General features: G+C 60.2%; 20 protein-coding genes and 1 pseudogene. 16 read left to right on the forward strand and 5 right to left on the reverse strand.

What is annotated here, in order from left to right; genetic code table 11:
* Nucleotides 1–331 precede the first annotated feature (331 nt).
* Both JFT81_RS08000 and JFT81_RS08005 read right to left on the reverse strand, forming a co-directional pair.
* Nucleotides 332–859, reverse strand: coding sequence for a hypothetical protein (locus JFT81_RS08000; RefSeq protein ID WP_201202782.1), 528 nt, complete (start codon nt 857–859; stop codon nt 332–334).
* A 182-nt stretch (nt 860–1,041) separates the two neighbouring features.
* Entirely contained in the window at nt 1,042–1,329 is a 288-nt protein-coding gene (locus JFT81_RS08005; protein WP_201226850.1) for a hypothetical protein, read from the reverse strand.
* Nucleotides 1,330–1,481: 152 nt separating this feature from the next.
* Between JFT81_RS08005 and JFT81_RS08010 the strand changes: the two genes are divergently transcribed.
* Together JFT81_RS08010 and JFT81_RS08015 are read left to right on the forward strand one after the other, a co-directional pair.
* Nucleotides 1,482–2,318, forward strand: coding sequence for an AraC family transcriptional regulator (locus tag JFT81_RS08010; RefSeq protein WP_201226851.1), 837 nt, complete (start codon nt 1,482–1,484; stop codon nt 2,316–2,318).
* Nucleotides 2,319–2,374: 56 nt separating this feature from the next.
* Nucleotides 2,375–2,971, forward strand: coding sequence for a LysE family translocator (locus tag JFT81_RS08015; RefSeq protein WP_201226852.1), 597 nt, complete (start codon nt 2,375–2,377; stop codon nt 2,969–2,971).
* Between the two features lie 144 nt (nt 2,972–3,115).
* Here JFT81_RS08015 and JFT81_RS08020 read toward each other — a convergent pair whose 3' ends face one another.
* Nucleotides 3,116–3,886, reverse strand: a complete 771-nt coding sequence (locus tag JFT81_RS08020; RefSeq protein ID WP_201226853.1) for an AraC family transcriptional regulator — start codon at nt 3,884–3,886, stop codon at nt 3,116–3,118.
* Between the two features lie 233 nt (nt 3,887–4,119).
* Here JFT81_RS08020 and JFT81_RS08025 point away from each other — a divergent pair, with 233 nt between their 5' ends.
* From JFT81_RS08025 to JFT81_RS08045, 5 genes are all read left to right on the forward strand, one after another.
* Nucleotides 4,120–5,745: an APC family permease gene (locus tag JFT81_RS08025; RefSeq protein ID WP_201226854.1), complete on the forward strand. Its 1,626-nt coding sequence runs from the start codon at nt 4,120–4,122 to the stop codon at nt 5,743–5,745.
* Nucleotides 5,746–5,767: 22 nt separating this feature from the next.
* Nucleotides 5,768–6,694 carry a 4-hydroxyproline epimerase gene (locus JFT81_RS08030; RefSeq protein ID WP_201226855.1) on the forward strand — a complete coding sequence of 309 codons (927 nt, stop codon included), beginning with the start codon at nt 5,768–5,770 and terminating at the stop codon, nt 6,692–6,694.
* A 55-nt stretch (nt 6,695–6,749) separates the two neighbouring features.
* Nucleotides 6,750–7,697 (forward strand): dihydrodipicolinate synthase family protein, encoded by a 948-nt coding sequence (locus JFT81_RS08035; RefSeq protein WP_201226856.1) that lies wholly within the window; start codon nt 6,750–6,752, stop codon nt 7,695–7,697.
* A 72-nt stretch (nt 7,698–7,769) separates the two neighbouring features.
* Complete coding sequence (locus JFT81_RS08040) at nt 7,770–9,362, forward strand: aldehyde dehydrogenase (NADP(+)) (protein WP_201226857.1); 1,593 nt, start codon at nt 7,770–7,772, stop codon at nt 9,360–9,362.
* Nucleotides 9,352–10,617, forward strand: coding sequence for an FAD-dependent oxidoreductase (locus JFT81_RS08045; protein WP_201226858.1), 1,266 nt, complete (start codon nt 9,352–9,354; stop codon nt 10,615–10,617). The genes JFT81_RS08040 and JFT81_RS08045 overlap by 11 nt, the downstream gene beginning before the upstream one ends.
* A gap of 109 nt (nt 10,618–10,726) precedes the next feature.
* Here the strand turns inward: JFT81_RS08045 and JFT81_RS08050 are convergent, their stop codons facing one another.
* Nucleotides 10,727–11,656: a Gfo/Idh/MocA family oxidoreductase gene (locus JFT81_RS08050; protein ID WP_201226859.1), complete on the reverse strand. Its 930-nt coding sequence runs from the start codon at nt 11,654–11,656 to the stop codon at nt 10,727–10,729.
* A gap of 187 nt (nt 11,657–11,843) precedes the next feature.
* Here JFT81_RS08050 and JFT81_RS08055 point away from each other — a divergent pair, with 187 nt between their 5' ends.
* The 5 genes and pseudogenes from JFT81_RS08055 to JFT81_RS08075 all read left to right on the forward strand — a co-directional run bounded on the left by JFT81_RS08055 (nt 11,844) and on the right by JFT81_RS08075 (nt 17,971).
* Nucleotides 11,844–12,893 carry an NAD(P)-dependent alcohol dehydrogenase gene (locus tag JFT81_RS08055; RefSeq protein WP_201226860.1) on the forward strand — a complete coding sequence of 350 codons (1,050 nt, stop codon included), beginning with the start codon at nt 11,844–11,846 and terminating at the stop codon, nt 12,891–12,893.
* 146 nt (nt 12,894–13,039) lie between these two features.
* Nucleotides 13,040–13,729: pseudogene (locus JFT81_RS08060) on the forward strand (tRNA (adenine(22)-N(1))-methyltransferase TrmK); the annotation flags it as partial.
* Between the two features lie 231 nt (nt 13,730–13,960).
* Nucleotides 13,961–14,467 (forward strand): sigma-70 family RNA polymerase sigma factor, encoded by a 507-nt coding sequence (locus JFT81_RS08065; RefSeq protein WP_201226861.1) that lies wholly within the window; start codon nt 13,961–13,963, stop codon nt 14,465–14,467.
* Nucleotides 14,464–15,432, forward strand: coding sequence for a FecR family protein (locus JFT81_RS08070; protein ID WP_201202760.1), 969 nt, complete (start codon nt 14,464–14,466; stop codon nt 15,430–15,432). Before JFT81_RS08065 ends, JFT81_RS08070 begins: the two co-directional genes overlap by 4 nt.
* 100 nt (nt 15,433–15,532) lie before the next feature.
* Entirely contained in the window at nt 15,533–17,971 is a 2,439-nt protein-coding gene (locus tag JFT81_RS08075) for a TonB-dependent receptor (protein ID WP_201226862.1), read from the forward strand.
* Nucleotides 17,972–18,025: 54 nt separating this feature from the next.
* Here JFT81_RS08075 and JFT81_RS08080 read toward each other — a convergent pair whose 3' ends face one another.
* Nucleotides 18,026–18,610 (reverse strand): TetR/AcrR family transcriptional regulator, encoded by a 585-nt coding sequence (locus JFT81_RS08080; RefSeq protein ID WP_201226863.1) that lies wholly within the window; start codon nt 18,608–18,610, stop codon nt 18,026–18,028.
* Between the two features lie 209 nt (nt 18,611–18,819).
* Here JFT81_RS08080 and JFT81_RS08085 point away from each other — a divergent pair, with 209 nt between their 5' ends.
* From JFT81_RS08085 to JFT81_RS08100, 4 genes are all read left to right on the forward strand, one after another.
* Nucleotides 18,820–19,497, forward strand: a complete 678-nt coding sequence (locus tag JFT81_RS08085; RefSeq protein ID WP_201226864.1) for a type 1 glutamine amidotransferase domain-containing protein — start codon at nt 18,820–18,822, stop codon at nt 19,495–19,497.
* A gap of 118 nt (nt 19,498–19,615) precedes the next feature.
* On the forward strand, nt 19,616–20,740 hold the full coding sequence (locus tag JFT81_RS08090; RefSeq protein WP_201226865.1) for an alkene reductase: 1,125 nt from the start codon (nt 19,616–19,618) through the stop codon (nt 20,738–20,740).
* Between the two features lie 406 nt (nt 20,741–21,146).
* Nucleotides 21,147–21,689 carry a DUF3833 domain-containing protein gene (locus tag JFT81_RS08095; protein WP_201202752.1) on the forward strand — a complete coding sequence of 181 codons (543 nt, stop codon included), beginning with the start codon at nt 21,147–21,149 and terminating at the stop codon, nt 21,687–21,689.
* A gap of 110 nt (nt 21,690–21,799) precedes the next feature.
* Complete coding sequence (locus tag JFT81_RS08100) at nt 21,800–23,338, forward strand: cryptochrome/photolyase family protein (RefSeq protein WP_201226866.1); 1,539 nt, start codon at nt 21,800–21,802, stop codon at nt 23,336–23,338.
* Nucleotides 23,339–23,352 lie beyond the last annotated feature (14 nt).

The raw sequence follows: 23,352 nt of genomic DNA on the forward strand, positions 1-23,352 counted from the left end.
TAAAAAACCAACATCAAAAGATCGCAGCCTTCGGCAGCTCCTACAGGGGGTGCGATAAGCGCCGGTGAGCAGATTTTGGCGTCGATCGCTTTGTTGCAGGCGATGGCCGCGGTGGAGCGTTTGGCCCCTTCGCGGGCAAGCCTTGCTCCTACTGTGGGAGCAAGGCTTGCCCGCGAAAGCGTTTGCCCGATCACCCGTCTTTCAAGGCACTGGACACAAATCCCGACCCACATTGATCGCAGTAAAACCCGTCAACCAGTTGCTGCAGAGGCGCTGCTGTTCGATTCCTTCCTGATTAAAACGACTTCGCCATCAAACACCGGCAAACGGACTATTTTTCCAACGGCAGAAATCGCAGGCAGGGAAACCCCGTTCTCATGCGCAGTTGCTGGATGGGCTGGACACTTTCTTTGTCGCCCGTTTTCTGCACTACAGCGATCCCGCAGTATTGCTGGTCGTATTTGAAAACAGGAATGAGACCTGGCTTGGTTTCACTCCAGGAACCGGACTTCACCAGGTAAGTCGCGCCGGCCTGCGGCGTGAAAGCAAACGGTATCTGGCATTGAGTGCCACCCACGACATTGCGATACATGAGGACAAGCTCTTGGTTCGCGGCGATTTTTGATTCAATGAAGTCACCGTTGTAGGGCAACGGCGTATACCCGGCGTAGCAGGTCTTTTCGCTGAAAGTGATGGCGTCCAGCGAGGTGCCGCGATCGTATTTCAAACGAACGGTTGCAGAAGGCTCACCCTCACGCGGGAATTCGTATTGCTTGCCCATGAAGAACGAAGTGCAGCCATTCAGCGCAAACGTTGCGGCCAGGAGTACTCCCCAGCCCATCTTGTGAAAACCGTACATCAACTGCTCCCTGATAGTTTCGGATCTCCTTCCAGTAGCCAGGAGCCGGACGTTATTCAACTGTTGTCTTATGGTCTGACTCGGCTGAATGCGCCAAAACTTAATGTTGCAGGCGTTTACCCTCGAGATAGACTGATCCGGGCTGCTGCGTTTTTTTTCCACACGCTCTGGCATGCCAAGGATTATTTGCACTTGGCCAATACCACCTGACACGTGTTGGGCGTGCCCCCGGAGCGCCCGGCGTAACGGATGCAGTTGTTCAGTGACTTCTGCCGCGCAATGCTCAGACTGGAACCCCAGGCGAGGCCGCCCTCGCCCACCGTTGGCAACGCCTTGGCGTAGCAGCTGTCGCCGACGCCTGAGGGCGGATAATGTTTGCGGCTGGAGCAACCCGCGGTCAGGGTCACGCTGAGGGCTGCCAGGGTTAACGCAAGCCATGGCGAGCATCGGTGTTGCAGTGTGCCGATCATCGCGTTTCACCTGGGGCTTGAGGGTTTTGACCTGTGGAGTCTAGCCGCTTGGGCTTGGCTATCTGCACAAATCTTCTAAACGCCGGCGCCATTGCGCGGTATTTTAGCGGGCCGTACCGTTCAACGTTTCACCCTGATTTCTGGAGCTTTCCGTGGATAAACGCAACTGGATCGAGCTGTCCCAGGATGTCGATACCGGGATTGAATCGATTCGCGCGCATTTTCAGGGGCATGCCTACGACCCGCATTGGCATGACAGCTTTCTCGTGGGCGTCACCGAGCAAGGCGTGCAGCAGTTCAATTGTCGCCGTGTGCGCCATCGCAGCACGCCGGGCAATGTCTTTCTGCTGGAACCGGGGGAGATCCACGATGGGCATGCGCCGACCGAGGACGGCTTTACTTATTCGATGCTCTACCTCGATCCGCACTGGCTGGAGCGCGAACTGCATGCGCTGTTCGAGGATGCACCGGCCGACAGCCAGCCCGGTTTTGCCGATACGCTGAGTCAGGATCCTCACCTTTCCACGGCCATTGCTCAAGCCTTCCACGCCTTGCATGACGGCGATTTACGCATCGTCCGTCAGACCGCCATCGACGGCCTGCTGGGCGCGCTCACCCGCCATCTCGATTGGCGCAAACGTCAGGATTTCGATCCGCGCCTACCCTTGATCGCTCAGGTTGCGCGCGATTATCTGCACGCGCACGCCTACGAGGACATTGGTCTGGATGACCTGGCACGGGTTTGCGGGGTGGATCGTTTTCGATTGACCCGCGCCTTCAAGGCAGCCTTTGGCCTGGCGCCGCATGCTTACCTGATCCAGTTGCGCCTGGCCAAGGCCCGGCAGTTGCTCGCGCGCGGGGATTCACCGGCGCAGGTTGCCAGCGTGCTCGGCTTTGCCGATCAGAGTCACTTGGGGCGCTGGTTTCGACGTGCTTATCAACTGACCCCGGCGGACTACCGCAAGCGCTGCTCAAACCTTCCAGACTGATGCGCCGCGACTGACGATCATGGCTCCCTGTTTCTGACTTTCAGGGAATCTGCATCATGGCCTCGTTACTGCCCTTTCTGTTGTTTGCTTTCGTTGCGTCGATCACACCGGGGCCGACCAACATTCTGGTGTTGAGCCACAGTTCGCGCCAAGGATTGCTCGCCACGCTGCCGATCATTTTTGCTGCCTGCGCGGCGGCGGCACTGATTGTCCTGGTGGTTGGGCTCGGTGCCGGCGAGACGCTGCTGCGGTTTCCGCGCGTACAGCAAGCCATGGCTTGGGGCGGTGTGCTCTGGTTGAGTTGGCTGGCCTGGCAGATCTTCCGCAGTGCACCGCCTTCGCTGGACCCTGCGCTTGCGCAAGATCAAGGCATCAGCGTGATGGGCGCTGCGCTTTTGCAATTGGTCAATCCCAAGGTGTGGCTGATGGCTGTGGCCGTGGTCAGCGTGTTTGTCGGCGGCGGTGACAAGACGCTGCGGCTGCTGGTGTTGTCGCTGGCCTTTCTGTTGGTGTCGCTGCCGTGCATGACGTTCTGGGCGCTGCTGGGTGTTGGCAGTGCGCGGCTGTTCGGCACACCGCAGGCGTTCAAGCGGATGAATGCAGGGCTGGCGCTGTTACTGCTGCTGTCGGCATGGCTCACCGTCCTCGCCTGAAATCCCGACTGCGGCAGCTCCTACAGGGGTGTTCCAGTGGTTTCAATCACCCTCACAACCGCGATCCCGATAGCTGGTTTCGTCGAACTCGGGAAAGTCGCGCTTCATCGATTCAATATTTTTTCTCGCCTACATAGGAGGCCATCAGTGCCCCGTGGCCTGACGGTATTGGCGTGGGGTGAACCCGGTCGAGGCCTTGAACTGGCGGGTGAAAGCGCTGTGATCGGTGTAGCCGCATTGCAGTGCCACGTCGGTGATCGGCAGGTCGGTGTGCAGCAATCGATGGGCGTGTTCCAGGCGCACTTTCTGGATCATTTGCCGGGGCGTCAGGTGGAACACCCGTTTGCAGTAGCGCTCAAGTTGCGCGACGGAAATGCCAGCGATGCGGGTCAGTTCACCGAGCGTGACACGACGATTGAAGTGGGCCCGAATATGCTCGTCGACAGCGGCCAGCCGCTCAAACGCCGGATGAGTTTCACTGGCTGATTGCAGGTCGACCGAGATGCCCGCCAAACCGATGATTTCACCGTCGCGGTTGTACAACGGCTGTTTGTGGGTCAGGCACCAGCCCGGTTCGCGACTGCCGTACAGATGCAGTTCGAGCTGATCCTCCAGCACAAACCCCTCTTCCAGCACTTTGCGATCCTGCTCGGTGTAGCCCGGCCCCAACTGCGCTGGGAACACTTGCGCGCTGGTTTTGCCGAGCAGCGGGCGCAAATCCTTCAAGCCACAACGCTGCACCAGTGTGCGGTTGGCCAGCACATATCGGGCCTGCATATCCTTGATGAATATCGCTGCATTGGGGATCACGTCGAGCATCGGCAACAGCAGCGCGGCGCCGGCCACCAGCGCTTCGAGGGTCTGCGGACGATTGCCGTCAGTGCCTTGGGACAGAATCGAAAACGCGCCCTGCATCAAAGATCTCTCCCCTGTAATTGGTCAAGCCAGGTGCCCGCCCGCGCGGCATTCGCCAGCAGATTGCAACATCGTCGAAGGCGTGTCGAGGGCCGCGTTTGTTCTAGGCAATTGTGCTGATTTCGTCATCGATCTCGCGGCAAAACATCAATCGCAGCCCTCTCGATCAGTTCAAAGTCTGGCCCCAGTGACACCACAACTGCCTATCCAATAACTCACAAGAAGGCGATGCCATGTCAGGCCAAGGCAAGTTCAAAAAACAGCTTTCACTGATCGACCTCACATTTATCGGACTGGGTGCCATCTTCGGCTCCGGCTGGTTGTTCGCGGCCAGTCATGTGTCCGCCATCGCCGGGCCGGCAGGGATTTTTTCCTGGCTGCTGGGTGGCTTCGCGGTGTTGTTGCTGGGCATCGTTTACTGCGAATTGGGCGCGGCATTACCACGTGCCGGCGGCGTGGTGCGCTATCCGGTTTACTCCCATGGGCCGCTGCTCGGTTACCTGATGGGCTTCATCACACTGATCGCGTTTTCCAGTCTGGTGGCGATCGAAGTGGTTGCCTCGCGCCAATACGCAGCGGCGTGGTTCCCCGGCCTGACCAAGGCCGGCAGCGGCGACCCGACCCTCCTCGGCTGGCTGTTGCAGTTCGGCCTGCTCTGTGTGTTTTTCCTGCTCAACTACCGCAGCGTGAAAACCTTCGCCAAGGCCAACAACCTGGTGAGTGTTTTCAAGTTCATCGTGCCGCTGCTGGTGATTGGCGTGCTGTTTACCTTCTTCAAACCGGAAAACTTCCAGGTACAGGGTTTTGCGCCGTTCGGCCTCTCCGGTGTGGAGATGGCGGTGTCGGCGGGCGGCGTCATCTTCGCTTATCTGGGGCTGACGCCGATCATCTCCGTGGCCAGTGAAGTGAAGAATCCGCAGCGCACCATTCCCATTGCGCTGATCCTCTCGGTGCTGTTGTCCACACTGATCTACGTACTGCTGCAAATGGCTTTCCTCGGCAGCATCCCGACGGAAATGCTCGCCAACGGCTGGGCCGGTATCAGCAAGGAATTTGCCCTGCCATACCGCGACATCGCACTGGCGCTGGGCGTCGGTTGGCTGGCCTATCTGGTGGTGGCCGACGCGGTGATCTCACCAAGCGGCTGCGGCAACATCTACATGAACGCGACCCCGCGGGTGATTTACGGTTGGGCGCAAACCGGCACGTTTTTCAAGGTGTTCACCCGCATCGACGAGAAGTCCGGCATTCCGCGTCCGGCGCTGTGGCTGACCTTCGCCCTGTCGGTGTTCTGGACCCTGCCCTTCCCGTCGTGGGAGGCGCTGATCAACGTGGTCTCCGCCGCGCTGGTATTGAGCTACGCCGTGGCCCCGGTGTCGGTGGCTGCGTTGCGCCGCAATGCGCCGGACATGCCGCGGCCGTTTCGGGTCAAGTGCATGGGCGTGCTCGGGCCGGTGTCGTTCATCATCGCCGCGTTGATCGTCTACTGGTCGGGCTGGAGCACGGTGTCCTGGCTGCTTGGCCTGCAAATCCTGATGTTCGTGGTGTATCTGCTGTGTGGCCGCTGGGTGCCGACCGCGCACCTCAATCTGGCCAGCCAGGTGCGCTCGTCAGCGTGGTTGATCGCCTTCTACGCGGTGACCATCGTGCTGTCGAAACTCGGCACCTTTGGTGGTCTGGGCATTCTCACCCACCCGTTCGACACCCTCGTCGTGGCGGCTTTCGCGACCGGTATCTATTACTGGGGGGCGGCGACCGGCGTGCCGGCGCACCTGCTGCGCCTTGAGGACGACGATGAAGAAAGCGAAGTCGCCTCCCCCGCCATCAACGTGACGGCGCGCCCTGCCGGCGCCTACTGAAATGACCCAACGGGACTTATTCATGAAACGAGTACACGTCATTGATTCCCACACCGGCGGCGAACCGACGCGCCTGGTAATGAACGGCTTCCCGTCACTGTCCGGCCGGACCATCGCCGAGCAACGCGATGCCTTGCGCACTGAGCACGATGCATGGCGCCGCGCCTGCCTGCTGGAGCCGCGTGGCAACGACGTGCTGGTCGGCGCGCTGTATTGCCAGCCGGTCTCGCCCGATGCCACGTGCGGGGTGATTTTCTTCAACAACGCCGGTTATCTGGGCATGTGCGGCCACGGCACCATTGGTTTGATCAACTCATTGCAGTACCTCGGCCAGATTGCGCCGGGCGAGCACAAGATCGACACGCCGGTCGGCACGGTCAGCGCCACCCTGCATGACGACGGTAGCGTCACGCTGGGCAACGTGCCCGCCTACCGCCACCGCAAACAGGTAGCGGTGGATGTGCCGGGATTCGGCCGTGTGTTCGGTGATATCGCCTATGGCGGCAACTGGTTTTTCCTCGTCTCCGAGCACGGCCAGACGCTGAGCTTGGACAACGTCGAGCACCTCACGGCGTACACCTGGGCGATGCTCAAAGCTCTCGAAGATCAGGGCATTTGCGGCGAAGACGGCGCGGTGATCGACCACATCGAACTGTTCGCCGACGACGCCCATGCCGACAGCCGCAACTTCGTCATGTGCCCCGGCAAGGCCTACGACCGCTCGCCTTGCGGCACCGGCACCAGCGCCAAACTCGCCTGCCTGGCCGCCGACGACAAGCTGCAACCCGGCGAGCGCTGGGTGCAGGCGAGCATCACCGGCAGCCAGTTCGAAGGTCGCTTCGAATGGGAGGGCGAACGCATTCGTCCCTACATCACCGGCCGCGCCTACATGACCGCCGACAGCACCTTGCTGATCGACGAAACAGACCCGTTTGCGTGGGGCATCTGAGCCGCCGCGCAGCCGTTTCACCTCAATTTGAATGATGTGCCAAGGAGTTAAAACAATGAGCGACAACATCTTCACTGGTTGCATGCCGGCCCTGATGACCCCGTGCACCGCCGAGCGCAAACCGGACTTCGATGCACTGGTGGCCAAGGGTCGCGAATTGATCGATATCGGCATGAGCGCCGTGGTCTATTGCGGTTCCATGGGCGACTGGCCGTTGCTCACCGAAGCCGAACGTCAGGAGGGCGTAGCGCGCCTGGTCGCCGCCGGCATTCCAACGATTGTCGGTACCGGCGCGGTAAATACGCGTGAAGCGGTTGCTCATGCCGCGCACGCGGCGAAAGTCGGCGCGCAAGGCTTGATGGTGATTCCGCGTGTGCTGTCCCGAGGCGCTTCGGCTTCCGCGCAAAAAGCCCACTTTGCGGCGATTCTGCAAGCCGCACCGAACCTGCCGGCGGTGATCTACAACAGCCCCTACTACGGCTTCGCGACCCGCGCCGACCTGTTCTTCGAACTGCGCAGCGAGTACCCGAACCTGATCGGCTTCAAAGAATTTGGCGGTGGCGCCGACCTGCGCTACGCCGCCGAAAACATCACCTCCAAGGACGATGACGTGACGCTGATGGTCGGCGTCGACACGCAAGTGGTGCACGGTTTCGTCAACTGCAACGCCACTGGCGCGATCACCGGCATTGGCAATGCCCTGCCGCGCGAAGTCCTGCAACTGGTGGCGCTGAGCAAGAAGGCGGCCCAGGGTGATGCGCAGGCCCGCCGTCAGGCGCGCGAGCTGGAATCAGCGTTGGCGGTGCTGTCGTCGTTCGATGAAGGCTGCGATCTGGTGCTGTATTACAAGCATTTGATGGTGCTCAACGGCGACAAGGAATACACCCTGCACTTCAACGAGACCGATGCGTTGAGCGACTCGCAACGTCGTTATGCCGAGAAGCAGTATTCGCTGTTCCGTCACTGGTACGAGAACTGGTCGGCGGAGCAAAACTTCGCCTGATCGCTTCAGCTCTCCCTGCCGTGAATTTCGCCGATTCACGGCAGGCACTACTTTCTTCATCAGGAATACACCATGACTCTGACGGGCCACATGCTGATCGGGCAGAACTCTGTCGCAGGCAATCGCCAAGCCATTCGCGGGATCAACCCGGCCACGGATACCGCACTGGAACCGGCGTATGCCGGCGGAGCGGCCGAGCATGTCGACCAAGCCTGCGCGTTGGCCTGGACAGCGTTCGACGCTTATCGCGAGACAACCCTGAATGTCCGCGCTGAATTTCTTGAAAGCATTGCCGTGGAAATAGAAGCCCTCGGTGATGAGCTGATTGATCGTGCCATGGCCGAAACCGGTCTACCGCGCCCGCGTTTGCTGGGTGAAAGAGGTCGTACCTGCCAGCAATTGCGGATGTTTGCTCGCACCGTTCGGGCCGGAGAATGGCTGGACGTTCGCGTCGACGCTGCGCAACCGCAACGCCAGCCGATGCCGCGCTCGGATTTGCGTCAGCGCCAGATTGCGCTGGGGCCGGTGGTGGTGTTTGGCGCGAGCAATTTCCCGTTGGCGTTTTCCGTCGCGGGCGGTGACACCGCATCGGCACTGGCGGCCGGTTGCCCGGTGATCGTCAAGGCACACGGTGCGCATCCCGGCACCAGCGAACTGGTTGGCCGCGCAGTGGCTCGGGCGGTGAACACCTGTGGTTTGCCGGACGGTGTGTTTTCACTGTTGTACGGTTCCGGGCGCGAAGTGGGCATTGCGCTGGTCAGCGACCCACGCATCAAAGCCGTCGGTTTTACCGGCTCGCGCAGCGGTGGTCTGGCGTTGATTGCAGCAGCGCAGGCACGGCCCGAGCCGATTCCGGTGTACGCGGAAATGAGTTCGATCAATCCGGTGTTGCTGTTCCCCGCCGCACTGCGCAATCGTGGTCAAGCGTTGGCTGAAGGATTTGTCGCCTCGCTGACCCTCGGTGCCGGGCAGTTCTGCACCAATCCAGGTTTGCTGATCGCTCGCAAGGGGCCGGCGCTGGACACCTTTATCGCGGCAGTTGCCGAACGGGTTCTCGGCAGCCCGGTGCAGACTATGCTGACCCCGGGGATTTTCAACGCCTATGAATCGGCGGTGAATGCACTGGCAGAGAATCCTCGGGCGCAGATGGCTGCCAGCGGCCAGTTGGGTAGCGGCCCGAACCAATGTCAATCCCATGTATTCGTCACCGAAGCCGTCGATTTTCTTGCAGATCATCACCTGCAAGGCGAGGCGTTTGGCGCCACCTCGCTGGTCGTGCAATGCGCGAGTGACGAGGAGATCAGGCAAGTCACCGAACATCTGGAAGGCCAATTGACCGCCACCCTGCACCTTGACGATGAAGATCTTCAGCAAGCCCGAGCATTGCTGCCGATACTGGAACGCAAAGCCGGTCGCCTGTTGGTCAACGGCTGGCCGACTGGCGTGGAAGTCTGCGATGCCATGGTGCACGGTGGGCCCTTCCCGGCAACTTCAGACTCGCGCACGACGTCGGTGGGCACCGCGGCAATCCTGCGTTTCCTGCGTCCGGTGTGCTATCAGGATTTCCCCGACAGTTTGTTGCCCAGCGCACTGAAACACAGCAACCCTTTGCACTTGAGTCGCCTGCTCGATGGGCACAGGGAAGCACTGAACAATGGTGAATAACGTCTCCTACGACATCGCGGTGGTCGGTGCCGGCATCATTGGCGTCGCCTGCGCACTGCGCCTCGCGCGCCAGGGTTTGCGCGTGGTCGTCATCGATCAACAAGCACCCGGCCACGGCGCCTCGTTCGGCAACGCCGGGCATCTGGCGACCGAACAGGTGTTCCCGATTGCCGATGCATCGATCCTCAAGCGCCTGCCGGCGATGCTGCTCGACCCGATGGGCCCATTGCGACTGGACTGGAAATACCTGCCCCGCGCCCTGCCGTGGTTCACGCGGCTGCTGCTGAACCTACGGCCGGAGACGTTTCAGAGGACTGTTGCGGGGTTGCGCGCACTCAACGAAAGCAGCCTGGATGCTTGGCAGCGCTTGCTCGCGGACATCGCGCGGCCTGATCTGCTCAGGATCGACGGTTCATTGCTGGTGTTCGAACGTCCCGAATCGCGTCAGGCCCTCGACGCATTGCAAGCTCGATTGCGTCAGCAGGAAGTGCCCGTCGATTACTGGCAGGCCAAGGCCATTCAGGAAACTGCGCCGCAACTCAGCGAGCAGATTCAGGGCGGTTTGTTCTTCCCGCGCACCGGCCACTTCATTGACCCGTATCGCGTGGTGTGTGAACTGGTCGAAGCGGCAAAGGCGAGCGGCGTGAGTTTCGTCCAACAGCAGGTCAAGGGCGGCCATGTGCAGGAGCACGGCGTTTCGCTGATCACCGGCAACGGTGGCTTGTTGGCTAAACGCGTGCTGATTGCCTGTGGCGCCCACTCGGCAAAACTCACCGCCGCGCTGACCGGCAAGCAAGTCCCGCTGGACACCGAGCGCGGTTATCACCTGATGCTGCCTCAGGAACATGATCGCCTGCCCTTCCCTGTCACTTCGCTGGAACGCAAGTTCATCATGACGCCAATGTCCGAAGGCTTGCGGCTGGCGGGCACGGTCGAATTCGCCGGGCTGGAGAAACCACCGAGTATGGAGCGCGCGTGGCAGTTGCATCGGTTGAGTCAGGGCTTGTTTCGCCAGGATCTCAGCGCCGAAGCAGCGACACCGTGGATGGGCTTTCGCCCGTCGTTGCCGGACTCATTGCCGGTGATTGACCAAGTGTGTGGGGGCAAGGTGTTGCTTGCGTTTGGTCATCAGCATCTGGGGCTGACGCAGGCGGCGGTGACGGCGGAGATGGTGGCGGGGATGGTTTTTCCGACAGTAGAAAGCCGCAAAAGTGCTTTGCCGAGCATCGAGCGTTACAGGCTTGATCGCTTCTGATATCGCCCTGTAGGAGCTGCGGCACGCTGCGATCTTTTGATCCTGAAATAAAGATCAAAAGATCGCAGCGTGCCGCAGCTCCTACAGGGTTATGTGCACGGCGTTGTGTTCAGGCGTCGAAGAACGGCTCGACCGCGACCCGACTGCCGACAAAAAAACTATCCGCCACCAACCGCAGCGGCTGCAGATCCAGATCACTGGCTTTATCGCCAATCAACTGTTGATAGTGCCGATACACCGCCGCGTATTCACCCTCCTCCGACACCGCTTGGCGCACTCCATCAATACTCAACAGTGCCCCACCGTTATCCAGGCGCAGTAACCCTTCAGCACAGCGAACCTCGATGCTCCACAGCTCATCGTGCCCGTGATCAAAATCAAATTCCGCTCGCACATCGAGTTGGCGCGCATCTGACATTTTGATCGACGCGGCAATCGGCGATTGGCAGTTGCTCGGTACGCGCAACTCAGCCGATTCGACAAACAGCGGCAATGCCAGCAGATGGGTGACGATTGATAAGGCGTTGATGCCCGGATCGAATACGCCGAGGCCACCGGGTTGCCAGATCCACGTCTGGCCGGGGTGCCATTTGCGCACGTCTTCTTTCCAGTCGATCTGCACGCTTTGCAGGGTGCGGCTGGCCAGCCAGTCACGGGCGGCGGCAATGCCCGGTGCGTAGCGTGAGTGCCAGGCGAACAAGGCGCTGACGCCTTGCTCCGAGGCCTGATCCACCAGCGCCATGGCCTCACCCAAGGTCGCGCACGGCGGCTTTTCGACCAGTACATGTTTGCCGGCGGCCAGCGCTTGTTGCACCAGTGCGAAGCGCCCCTGTGGCGGCGTGCAGAAGGCAATCGCATCAACCTGCGGGCCGTTTTCGAGCAACTCGCTCAGGGACTGAAAATTCTCTACACCGGGGCAAGGCTTGCCTTGGGTGGCGACAGACACCAACTGGAATCCGGGATTGGCGTTGATCGCCGGGACGTGTTGATCCTGGGCGATTTTGCCGTAACCCACCAGACCGAGACGGATCGGTTGCATCAATGACTCCTGCTTTGATTTTGTTTTAGTCAGAACCGGCAGATTACCTGCAAACAGGGCGAGCGTCTGTCGGCGCAACGTCACAAGGTCTCGCAGGATCAGGCAAGGATTGCACAGGAATGCACTACTGCACGCGTGGGCAAAACCCCAAGAATGTCCCCACGACAAACCGATTGAGGACGTTCCCATGCTTGTACAAGCCTACGGTGCCCACGCTGGCGATAAACCCCTGGAACCCATGCAGATCGAGCGTCGCGCGCCGGCAGCCCATGACGTGCAGATCGATATCGCGTTCTGCGGCATCTGCCACTCGGACCTGCATCAGGTGCGCGCCGAATGGGCTGGCACGCAATTTCCTTGCGTTCCGGGTCACGAAATTGTTGGTCGCGTCTCGGCCGTCGGTGCGCACGTGGCGGATTACAAGGTTGGCGATCTGGTCGGTGTCGGTTGCATCGTCGACAGCTGCAAACACTGCGACGACTGCGAAAGCGGTCTGGAAAATTACTGCGACGGGATGATCGGCACCTACAACTTCCCGACCCCGGACGCACCGGGCTGGACGCTCGGCGGCTACGCACAAAACATCGTCGTGCACGAACGCTACGTGCTGCGCATCCGCCACCCCGAAGCGCAACTGGCGGCCGTTGCTCCACTGCTGTGCGCGGGTATCACTACCTACTCGCCGCTGCGTCACTGGAACGCCGGACCGGGCAAAAAAGTCGGCGTGGTCGGCATCGGTGGCCTCGGTCATATGGGCATCAAACTGGCGCATGCGCTGGGCGCGCATGTCGTGGCCTTTACCACCTCCGAATCCAAGCGCGACGCGGCAAAAGCGTTGGGTGCCGATGAGGTGGTGGTGTCGCGCAATGCCGAGGAAATGGCCGCGCACGCGAAGAGTTTCGATTTGATCCTCAACACCGTCGCGGCACCGCACGATCTCGATGCCTTTCTCGTGCTGCTCAAGCGCGATGGCGCACTGACGCTGGTCGGCGCGCCGGCCACCTCGCATCCATCGCCGAACGTGTTCAACCTGATCATGAAACGGCGCACGATTGCCGGGTCAATGATCGGCGGCATTGCCGAGACACAGGAGATGCTCGACTTCTGTGCCGAGCACGGCATCGTCTCGGACATCGAACTGATCCGCGCCGAGCAGATCAACGACGCCTACGAGCGCATGCTCAAGGGCGACGTGAAGTATCGCTTTGTGATCGACAACGCCACCCTCGCGGGCTGACCGCACAAGCCCTTTGGCAGCACGGTGCTGCCAAAGGGCAGACCCGATTCTGTCGCAGGGATTTGACATGCCCGGCGTTGCTCGACAAAGTCGCACCCCTTTTGCGGCCGCAAATGCCGCAGGTTTGTGTTGAGCAGGGGTTGCCGTTGAACGAACAGACATTGTCCATGCGCCTGGAGCGCGTGGCTGCGCACGTGCCAGCCGGCGCACGGCTGGCCGATATCGGCTCGGATCACGGCTATCTGCCGGTGGCACTGATGCGCCGTGGTGTCATTGCAGCCGCGGTGGCTGGCGAAGTGGCGTTGACGCCGTTTCGCTCGGCCGAACGCACCGTTCGCGAAAACGACCTGCACGATCACATCACGGTTCGCCAGGCCAATGGTCTGGCGGCGATCAAACCCGACGATGGCATCACCGTGATCACCGTCTGCGGCATGGGCGGCGAGACCATCCGCGACATCCTCGCCAGCGGTAAAGCCCACCTGAGCGGCACCGAACGCCTGATCCTGCAACCCAACGGCGGCGAGCAACCGCTGCGCCAATGGCTGATGGATAACGGCTACCGCATCCTCTTCGAGGAAATCCTGCGCGAGAACCGCTTCGACTACGAAATCATCGTCGCCGAACGCGCCACAGCCGTGACCTACACCGACCAGGAACTGTACTTCGGCCCGTTGCAAATGCAGGCACGCAGCCCGGCGTTTCTGAGCAAATGGCAACGCAAGCTGCGCCACAAGCAAAACACCTTGAGCCAACTTGCCCGTGCACAGAAAGCCCTCCCGGAAGGCACGGTGCAAGACGTCGCCCGGCAAGCACAGTGGATCAGCGAGTTGTTGACGAGCACCGCCGCCCCCTCGCCACGTCCATTGCCGTTGCTGAGCAGTCGCCAGCCTTGTAGGAGCAAGGCTTGCCCGCGAAGGCGACAGCAGGCACAACATCGCCACGTCAGAGATACCGCGTTCGCGAGCAAGCTCGGTTCCTACAGGGTGTGGTTTGAACATTGCGCTGGCTCTGGCGACACAGGTAGTATTGAGAGAGATTCTCACTAACATCTGGAAAGCCCACCAGTGCAATCTCCCCCGTCCAGCAAGCTGGGATTCTTTTTCAGCGACCATCACCGTTGGCTGCTGCAACACATCAATCGCCAGGTGCGCAATCACGCGGACGCCGAGGACACTGCCGCCGATACGTTTTGCCAATTGCTGGTGGCTCGCGTCGATCCGGACTCCATCGAACAACCGCGCGCGTACCTGTCGACCATTGCGCGGCGGCTGATCTTCGACCGTCATCGCCGACGCAAACTGGAACTTGCTTACATTGAGCGGTTGTCTGCGTTGCCAGAGGTGCTGGTGCCCTCCCCCGAAGAACAACTGCAATTGATTGAAGCACTGGTCGCCATCGACCGGGCGATCGACGGTTTGCCATTGATCGTAAAAGCCACGTTCCTCTACAGCCAACTGGATGGCCTGAGCTACGTGGCGATTGCGCAAAAACTCGGGCTGTCGGAGCGCACGGTCAGCCGCTACATGAAACAGGCGTTGCGTCAGTGCTACCTGTGCGAAATGGCCTCATGAGCAAGCCGCGCCTCGATCCGGTCAGCGAGCAAGCCATCGACTGGATGGTCGCACTGCGCGCGGGTACGCCTGACGCCGCCCTGCAGGAGCGCTTCAACGCCTGGCTGGCGAGCGATCGTGCTCACCGTCAGGCGTGGGACAAACTGCACGAACGCCTCGGCGCTTCGTTCAATACGGTTCGCGCGCTGGATCGGCGCTTGCCCGGTCAGGCTGGCGAAGCCCGTCAGGTGTTATTGCAGCCAAACGCTTCGCGCCGCGACGCCTTGCGCGTGATTGCCGGCCTCGGCTTGCTTGGCGGCAGCCTGTGGCTTGGCAGCAAAAGCCATTTCGGTGAGTCGCTGCTGGCCGATCTGCACACCGGACGTGGCCAGCGTCAGAATTTCAATTTGAGCGATGGCAGCCGCCTGAGCCTCAACGCCGACAGCGCGGTGGATCTGCGTTTCGATGGCCAGCAACGCATGGTCATTCTGCGCCACGGCGAACTGGTGATCGACGTCGCACCCGACCCGAGCCGACCGCTGATCGTGCGCACTGCCGAAGGTGACATGCGCGCCTTGGGCACGCGCTTTCTCGTCGCTCAGGAGCAGGACGCCAGCCGTCTCGTGGTGTTGCAGCATTCAGTCGAAGCGCGGTTGTTTGACGGCACCACACAAATCGTCCGCGAAGGTCAGGCCGTTGTCCTCTCCTCGCGCAACATCACCTTTGCCCGCGACGACGAGCGTCGCCGAGCCGAATGGTTGAACGGCAGATTGAATGTGCTCGATGAGTCGCTGGAGCAAGTGGTCGATGCGCTACGCCCCTACCATCGCGGTTTTGTGCGCGTAGCACCTGAGGTGCGAGGTTTGCGCGTGCAGGGCGTGTTTCCGCTCGATGATCCCGAACGAACCTTCGGTGCCCTGGCCGAAACCCTGCCGATTCGTGTGGAACGCTACAGCCCATGGCTGACGTTGATCGGCAAAAAATGAGCGCGAAAAAATATTTTATGAAAATCGTTCTTGTTTGTGTCCGGTTTTCATTTCTCATCCGACCTATCTCCTGACGCTTTTACAAAAACAGGAGAATGTTGTGTTCAACACGTGGCCCCGTAACCTTTCCGCTGCCGTTGCATTGGCAACGCTGTCGACTTCAGCGCTGGCGCAAGACCTGACGTTCAACCTGCCGGCAGGCCCTCTCGCCAGCACGCTCAATGCCATTGCCGGCCAGAGCGGGCAGATCATTTCGCTGGAGCCGGCACTGGTGCAGGGCAAACGTGCGCCGGCAGTGACCGGCCAAATGCCCGCTGAACAAGCCATGCAGAAAGCGTTGGCGGGCAGCGGTTTGCAGTTGCGCGTGACGGGGCAAGGCAACTTCAGCGTCGAGCCGGCCCGCGATAACAGTGCCGCCGTGCAATTGGACGCGACGAACATCGTCGAACGCAGCTTCGACGCCACCACCGAAGGCTCGGGCTCCTACGCCGCGCGTGCCGTGACCATCGGCAAAGGCACTCATACGCTGAAGGAAATTCCGCAGTCGATCACGGTAATGACCCGCAAACAGATGGATGATCAAGGCCTCACCGATCTCAAGGACGCGGCGAACAAAACCACAGGTCTGGTCGGTGTTCAGGGCGTGGGCAAAGGCATGATCCTCACCTCGCGCGGTTTTCAGATCGATGACTGGCAGTACGACGGCGTACCGATCCCGCGCAACTTCTATGGCTTGGGCAACTGGGCGACGCAGGATCTGATTTTCTTCGACCGCCTGGAAATTCTCCGTGGCGCATCCGGCCTGCTGCAAGGCACCGGCAGCCCGGGCGGCGCGATCAATCTGGTGCGCAAACGCGGTCAGAATGCGCCGACCGTGACCATTACCGGCAAGGCCGGCTCCTGGGATCACTACGGCCTGCAACTGGATGCCGGTGGCCCGCTGAATTCATCGGGCACCGTACGCGGGCGCTTCGTTGCCGACGAAGACCAGAGCCAGTCGTTCGTCGATTACGAATGGAGCAAAACCCACTCGCTCTACGGCGCACTGGACTTCGATCTGCGCGACGACACTACGCTCGGTCTGGCCATCAGCAACTCTGATGGCGAGTCACGCCCGATGATCCGTGGCCTGCCTCGCTACTCCGACGGCAAGCCGTTGAATGTGCCGCGATCGACCTACGGCGGCGCGCGCTGGAACCATCTGGACATCGACGTCACCACGCTTTACGCCGATCTGGAGCACCGCTTCAACGACGATTGGGCATTCAAGGTCGGCGCAGTGCGCATGGATGAAACCAACAAGGGCAAAAGCCAGCGTCTGCAAACCAGCGGCGACGGTATCAACCCCGATGGCAGCGGCATTCAATACGCGGACTTCGTCACCGATTTCGACTCGACCAAACTCGGTCTCGACATGAATGTCACCGGCCACTTCGAAGCCTTGTCGATGGCCCACGAAGTGATGCTCGGCGGCAACTATTCCAAATACACGTCCGACGACAAATACGCTCGAACCTTTAACACCAACAGCACTGACACGATTTTCGACATCGACCATGACCGGCCGGACATCAGTTACGAAGGGCTACTGAACACACCGGGCGGCCAAGGTACGCCGAGCAAATACGACATTCGCCAAAAGGGCTTGTATGGCAGTTGGCGCGTAAAACCGATCGACTCGCTGACTCTGGTGCTGGGCTCGCGCGTCAGTTGGTTCGACTACAGCTACAAGTACGCAACGCAAAGAGCCTTCAGCAATGTGGCGATCCCTCAACCGGAAAGCACCATGAACGAAACCGGCGAAGTCACACCGTATGCCGGTATCGTCTACGACTTGAGCCGCGAGTGGGCGGTGTACGCCAGCTACACCGACGTGTTCGAGCCGCAGACCAACCGCACGGCGAGCGGCACGGCGCTCAAACCGGTGGTGGGCAGCAACTACGAAGTCGGCCTCAAGGGCGAATTGCTGGATGGCCGGGTGAATACCTCGCTGGCGCTGTTCCGCTACGACCAGGAGAACCGCGCCATCAACGACCTCGCGTCGGGCATGGTCTGCGACGGTTGGTATTGCTCCAATGCCGCCGGCAAAGTCCGCAGCCAAGGGATCGAAGCCGAGATCAGCGGCGAAGTCCTGAACAACCTGCAACTCTTCGCCGGCTACACCTACAACACCACCAAATACCTCGATGACCCGGACAACGAAGGCAAAGTCTTCAGCACCTGGACGCCGAAACACATGCTGCGGGTGTGGGGCGATTACCAGTTCAGCGGTGACTGGGAACGCGTCAGTACAGGCCTTGGTTTCACCACGCAAAGCCATACGCTGGGCTATGAACACACCTACGACGTGGCGGGTTATACCGTCTGGAGCGCTCGCCTCGGCTACCAGTTGAGCAAGGAAATCGGTCTGGCGGTGAACGCCAACAACCTGTTCGACAAGCGCTATTACGCCGCTGCGTACAACCAGCTCAATGGCAACAACAACTTCGGCGATCCGCGCAATGTGATGTTCAGCGTGAAGTACACGCCAGAGTTCTGAGGCGAGCTATCAGCGCTGACCTGTCCGCCAGGTCGGCGCTGGGTAACCATGCGCTCAGGCGCGCAGCAGTTGCCTGGTCATGGCCATCGACGTATTCAAGGATTGCCCCGTACGCTGCAACTTGTTCAGCAAACTGGCGCCCAACCACAGTTGGTACAAGGTTTCCGCCAGTTGCCGGGCATCGCCCTCGGGCAGGCTCTTTTCAGCCTGGCCCTGCTCGATGCATTCGGTGATGCGCGCCACCACTTGTTCGGCGCCATCACGCAAGGTGAGGCGCATCGACTCGGACAAGTCGGCGACTTCGGCACTGAGTTTCACCACCAGACATTCGTCGCCGTGACCTTCCAGGGTGCAGCGATCCTGCCAGCCCTGCCAGTAATCCATCAGCCGTTCATACGCCGTCAGCCCAGGCAACGTCAGGCGTTGCTGCATGTCCGCCAGATAGCCAACGAAGTAATCCGCAAGCAAGGCCTGGCCGTACAGCTCTTTGGATTTGAAGTAGTGATAGAACGAGCCCTTGGGCACGCCGGCGGTTTGCAGGATTTCGTTGAGGCCGACACTGGTGAAGCCCTTCTCGGCCATCATCCGGTGGCCGGTGTCGAGCAAATGTTGGCGGGTATCGTCGTAGGTCGGTTTCATGGGGTGCTGATTACCAAACAATAGACCAGTCGTATATTTCACAGGATGGGAAGTTTGCCACACCTGCCGACGAAAAATCTTCCGATAAAAAAATACTAGACGACTGGTCTAATTGGAAACTATGCTGCGCCCCGTCAACTGAATTCCGGGTGTCGACGCAACGCGAATCCCTCGTGCCGCGATATCACCCAGCCAACCCAGGGTGCTCTATGAAAATCTTGATGGTTCTGACTTCCCACGATCAACTCGGCAACACCGGCAAGAAAACCGGCTTCTGGCTGGAAGAGTTCGCCGCCCCCTACTTCGCATTCAAGGATGCCGGCGCCGACGTCACGCTGGTTTCGCCAGCCGGTGGGCAGCCACCACTCGACCCGAAAAGCGATGAGCCCGACGCACAGACGGCTGAAACCGATCGCTTCCGCAATGACCAGGCCGCCCAACAGGCACTGGCCAACACCGGACGCCTGGCCGACGTCAGCGCTGATGATTTCGATGCGGTGTTTTACCCAGGTGGCCACGGCCCGCTGTGGGATCTGGCCGAAGACAAACACTCGATCGCCTTGATCGAAGCCTTCGACCGCAGCAACAAGCCACACGGTTTTGTCTGCCATGCACCGGGCGTATTGCGTCATGTGGTCGGGGCTGATGGCAAACCGTTGATTCAGCATCGCGAAGTCACCGGTTTCACCAATTCCGAAGAAGCGGCCGTCGGCCTGACGGATGTCGTGCCATTCCTGATCGAAGACGAGTTCCAGCGTCTCGGTGGCCGTTACTCGAAAGTCGCCGACTGGCAAGTGCATGTGGTCGCCGATGGGCAACTGGTCACCGGCCAGAACCCTGCCAGCTCCGCCGCCGTTGCCGAAAAACTGCTGAACATGCTCGGCTGATTATTGGCGCAAGTTTCCACGAATGACCTTTCATCCGAACGCCGTGTGCGCGTCGCACGGCGTTTTTTTCGCCCGAGAAATAGTCGACTGGTCTAATAAACCACTGACAAGGTACCCCATGAATAACAGCGCTTTCTTCACGCCCGCCACACTGGGCCTGCACACCCTGAAAAACCGTATCGTCCTGCCGCCCCTGACCCGTCAGCGCAGCACACAGCCAGGCAACATCGCCAATGAATTGATGGCCGAGTATTACCAGCAGCGTGCCGGCGCCGGTTTGCTCGTCACCGAAGGCACGCAAATCGAACCGCGCGGCCAGGGTTACGCCTGGACGCCGGGCATTCATACCCCCGAGCAAATTGCCGGGTGGCGCAAAGTCACCGAGGCTGTGCACGCCGTCGACGGGGTGATTTTCGCCCAGCTCTGGCACGTCGGCCGCGTCTCCCACACCGCGTTGCAACCTGGCGGCGCAGCGCCGGTATCGGCCTCGGCCGTGGCCACCGACCGAGTCAGCGTGTTCATCGAAACCGCGCCGGGTGCCGGTGAATTGGTCGCACCCTCCGCGCCTCGCGCACTGAGCACCGATGAAGTGCAGGACTTGATTCAGCTGTACATCCAGGCCGCACGCAACGCCATGGACGCCGGGTTCGACGGCATCGAACTGCATTGCGCCAATGGTTATCTGGTCAACCAGTTCATCTCCGCCCACAGCAATCTGCGCACCGATCAATACGGCGGTTCGCTGCACAATCGCCTGCGCTTTTTGCGTGAAGTGGTGGCCGGTGTCGCCGAATGCATCGGCAAAGAAAAAGTCGGCGTGCGTTTCGCGCCGTTGTTCACCACCACCGACGAAGCGCGGACGTATCTGGGCATGGTCGAGGAAGATCCGCACAGCACTTACATCGAAGCCATCAAAGTGCTGGAAGACGTCGGCATTGCTTACCTGTCCATCGCCGAAGCCGATTGGGACAACGCGCCAGCGATGCCACAAACCTTTCGTCAGGCCGTACGCGACACGTTCAGCGGCGCGATCATTTACGCCGGCCGCTACAACGCCGAATCGGGCGCGCAGTTGCTCGACTCAGGCCTTGCCGACTTTGTCGCGTTCGGCCGCCCGTTCATGGCCAACCCGGACCTGCCGGCGCGCATTGCCAATGACTGGCCATTGAATCCGCTGAACCCGGCGACGGTGTATGGCGGCAATGCCGAAGGCTATGTCGATTACCCTGTTTACAGCGCATAACGCAACGATCAAACCGGATCAGTGAATGCTCCCGTCTCGGCGGGAGCCTTGCGTTACATCGCGCAGCAACGTTGTCCCTCCCATTCCTGGGCTTTCCCAAAGCCTCGATCCAGCAAGTGCCCGCCTCCAGAAAAAATTCACGCTGCATTGTCAGTTTGATTATTTCGGCCTATCTTTAAAAAACCTATACAAGCAGTCACCATATGTACAAGCAACGCCGACGCCATTGACGGCCAAGGTTGACGGCGGAGGTTGCTCTGCGCGCAACATTTCGCGCGATGTCGACTGAAAGCTCTGTCGATTTTGCGCCGCGGACGCCCGGTAAACCTGTACAGAAAAAGCAATCCGTACAATCAACTTCACCCATGTTCACTCCCGCTCAACCGTGTGATCAGAGAGAACCTCTATGACCCGTCTATTGGCTTTACTGGCGCTGGCGCTCAGCCTGACCAGCTGCGGCAGCGTCGATGTCGACCACTACGCCAACCAGCAACCGTCGCTGGATCTGGTGCAGTTCTTCAGCAAGCCTGTCAAAGCCTGGGGGATCTTTCAGAAACGCTCGGGCGAAGTTGCCAAGCGCTTCGAGGTCGACGTCCAGAGTCATCGCGAGGGTAATAATCTGATTCTCGACGAGCGCTTCCTTTACAGCGATGGCACTCGTGAACGTCGCGTCTGGACGCTGACCCCGCAAGGGGATGGCCACTGGCGCGGCCGCGCTGGCGATGTCGTGGGCGAAGCAACGGGGCAAGTGGCCGGCAACGCATTACGTTGGCGCTACCGCCTGAGCCTTCCGGTCGATGGCTCCGTTTATGAGGTGAGCATGGACGACTGGATGTACCTGATGGACGACGACACCCTGATCAATCGCACCAGCATGTCCAAGTTCGGTGTCGAAGTGGGCCAGGTGACGCTGTTTTTCCGCCGCCAGGCCGGGGCAGAACATCAATGAACGATTCGCTCTACAGGACTCACCTTGATGCACGCCGGAGCAAAGCGCTGCGGCTGCATTTTTTTTGCTGACACCTTGTTGATGCACCTGACGTTGCGGGACTCTACCGAATGAACAAAGTTAATCGCTTGTACCTGATCCTCGGCGATCAACTGTCGTTTGACCTCGCCTCGTTGCAGGGGCTCGATCGCGCAAGTGATGCGGTCTTGATGGTCGAGGTCATGGAGGAAGCGAGCCATGTGCCTCACCACCCGCAGAAGATCGTCCTGATCTTCAGCGCCATGCGCCATTTCGCCAAGGCGCTGCAGGCCCGAGGCGTACGCGTCGAGTACGTCACTCTGGAAGACCCGAATAACAGTGGATCGGTGCCGGCTGAATTGCGACGCTGGCAGGCCCTCCTGCAACCGGCCGAACTGCACGTCACTGAGTGCGGCGACTGGCGCCTGGAGCAGTCTCTCAAGGAGTGCGGTGTAGCCATTGATTGGCACGCCGATACGCGTTTTCTGTGCAGTCGCGCCGAATTCAGCGCGTGGGCGGCCGGCAAAAAACAGCTGCGCATGGAGTTCTTCTACCGTGAGATGCGCCGCAAGAGCCGCTTACTGATCAATGGCGACGGTACACCGGTCGGCGGTGCCTGGAACTTTGACGCGGAAAACCGCAAAGCCCTGCCCAAGGGCGTGAAAGCCCCCTACCCGGTCGGCTTTTCCGCAGACGCCATTACCCGCGAAGTACTCGCGCTGGTCAAACAGCGCTTCAGCCACCACTACGGTGTCGTGGATGATTTCAACTATCCGGTTACCCACGCCGACGCTCAATCGTTATGGAATTACTTTCTGGATTACGGCCTGGCCGGATTCGGCGACTACCAGGACGCCATGGCCAACGATGAGCCGTTTCTGTTTCATGCGCGCATCAGTGCTGCGCTGAATATCGGTCTGCTCGATCTGCGGCAGCTGTGCAGTGACGTCGAGTCGGCTTACTGGTCAGGCAGCATTGCGCTCAACGCCGCCGAGGGATTCATTCGGCAACTGATCGGCTGGCGCGAATACGTACGCGGTGTTTACTGGCTGAAGATGCCTGATTACGCCCAAGGCAATTCATTCGCCAACAGCAGGCCTTTGCCAGCGTTCTACTGGACTGGCGAAACGCAGATGAACTGCATGCGCCAGGCGATCGGTCAAAGCCTGCAACACGCCTACGCCCATCACATCCAGCGGCTCATGGTCACGGGTAACTTTGCCCTGCTTGCCGGCATCGCCCCGAGCCAGATCTGCGAGTGGTACCTGGCGATCTACATGGACGCTTTCGACTGGGTGGAACTGCCCAACACCCTCGGCATGGTCATGCACGCTGACGGAGGTTACCTCGGCTCCAAGCCTTACTGCGCCAGCGGGCAATACATCAATCGCATGTCTGATTACTGTCGCGGCTGCGCCTACAAGGTCAGCGAAAGCACCGCCGACAACGCCTGCCCGTTCAATGCGCTGTACTGGCATTTTCTGCTGCGCCATGGCGATTTGCTGCGTGGCAATCAGCGTATGGCCATGATGTACAAAAACCTCGACCGTATGCCTCAAGCCAAGCAGCAGGCGCTTTGGCAGCGAGGACAGAAGTTGCTCGACATCCTCGATAACGGCGAAGCGTTATGAAACAGGCTGCACGC

The organism is Pseudomonas sp. TH43 (genome assembly GCF_016650635.1).
Lineage (GTDB): Bacteria > Pseudomonadota > Gammaproteobacteria > Pseudomonadales > Pseudomonadaceae > Aquipseudomonas.

Coding starts and splice junctions, on each gene's coding strand:
- JFT81_RS08050 (WP_201226859.1), bottom strand. CDS start 11,656: ATGCAACCGATCCGTCTCGGTCTGGTGGGTTACGGCAAAATCGCCCAG.
- JFT81_RS08020 (WP_201226853.1), bottom strand. CDS start 3,886: ATGCAGGGCGCGTTTTCGATTCTGTCCCAAGGCACTGACGGCAATCGT.
- JFT81_RS08000 (WP_201202782.1), bottom strand. CDS start 859: ATGTACGGTTTTCACAAGATGGGCTGGGGAGTACTCCTGGCCGCAACG.
- JFT81_RS08035 (WP_201226856.1), top strand. CDS start 6,750: ATGAGCGACAACATCTTCACTGGTTGCATGCCGGCCCTGATGACCCCG.
- JFT81_RS08100 (WP_201226866.1), top strand. CDS start 21,800: ATGAACAAAGTTAATCGCTTGTACCTGATCCTCGGCGATCAACTGTCG.
- JFT81_RS08055 (WP_201226860.1), top strand. CDS start 11,844: ATGCTTGTACAAGCCTACGGTGCCCACGCTGGCGATAAACCCCTGGAA.
- JFT81_RS08015 (WP_201226852.1), top strand. CDS start 2,375: ATGGCCTCGTTACTGCCCTTTCTGTTGTTTGCTTTCGTTGCGTCGATC.
- JFT81_RS08095 (WP_201202752.1), top strand. CDS start 21,147: ATGACCCGTCTATTGGCTTTACTGGCGCTGGCGCTCAGCCTGACCAGC.
- JFT81_RS08030 (WP_201226855.1), top strand. CDS start 5,768: ATGAAACGAGTACACGTCATTGATTCCCACACCGGCGGCGAACCGACG.
- JFT81_RS08085 (WP_201226864.1), top strand. CDS start 18,820: ATGAAAATCTTGATGGTTCTGACTTCCCACGATCAACTCGGCAACACC.
- JFT81_RS08005 (WP_201226850.1), bottom strand. CDS start 1,329: ATGATCGGCACACTGCAACACCGATGCTCGCCATGGCTTGCGTTAACC.
- JFT81_RS08090 (WP_201226865.1), top strand. CDS start 19,616: ATGAATAACAGCGCTTTCTTCACGCCCGCCACACTGGGCCTGCACACC.
- JFT81_RS08070 (WP_201202760.1), top strand. CDS start 14,464: ATGAGCAAGCCGCGCCTCGATCCGGTCAGCGAGCAAGCCATCGACTGG.
- JFT81_RS08025 (WP_201226854.1), top strand. CDS start 4,120: ATGTCAGGCCAAGGCAAGTTCAAAAAACAGCTTTCACTGATCGACCTC.
- JFT81_RS08040 (WP_201226857.1), top strand. CDS start 7,770: ATGACTCTGACGGGCCACATGCTGATCGGGCAGAACTCTGTCGCAGGC.
- JFT81_RS08080 (WP_201226863.1), bottom strand. CDS start 18,610: ATGAAACCGACCTACGACGATACCCGCCAACATTTGCTCGACACCGGC.
- JFT81_RS08045 (WP_201226858.1), top strand. CDS start 9,352: ATGGTGAATAACGTCTCCTACGACATCGCGGTGGTCGGTGCCGGCATC.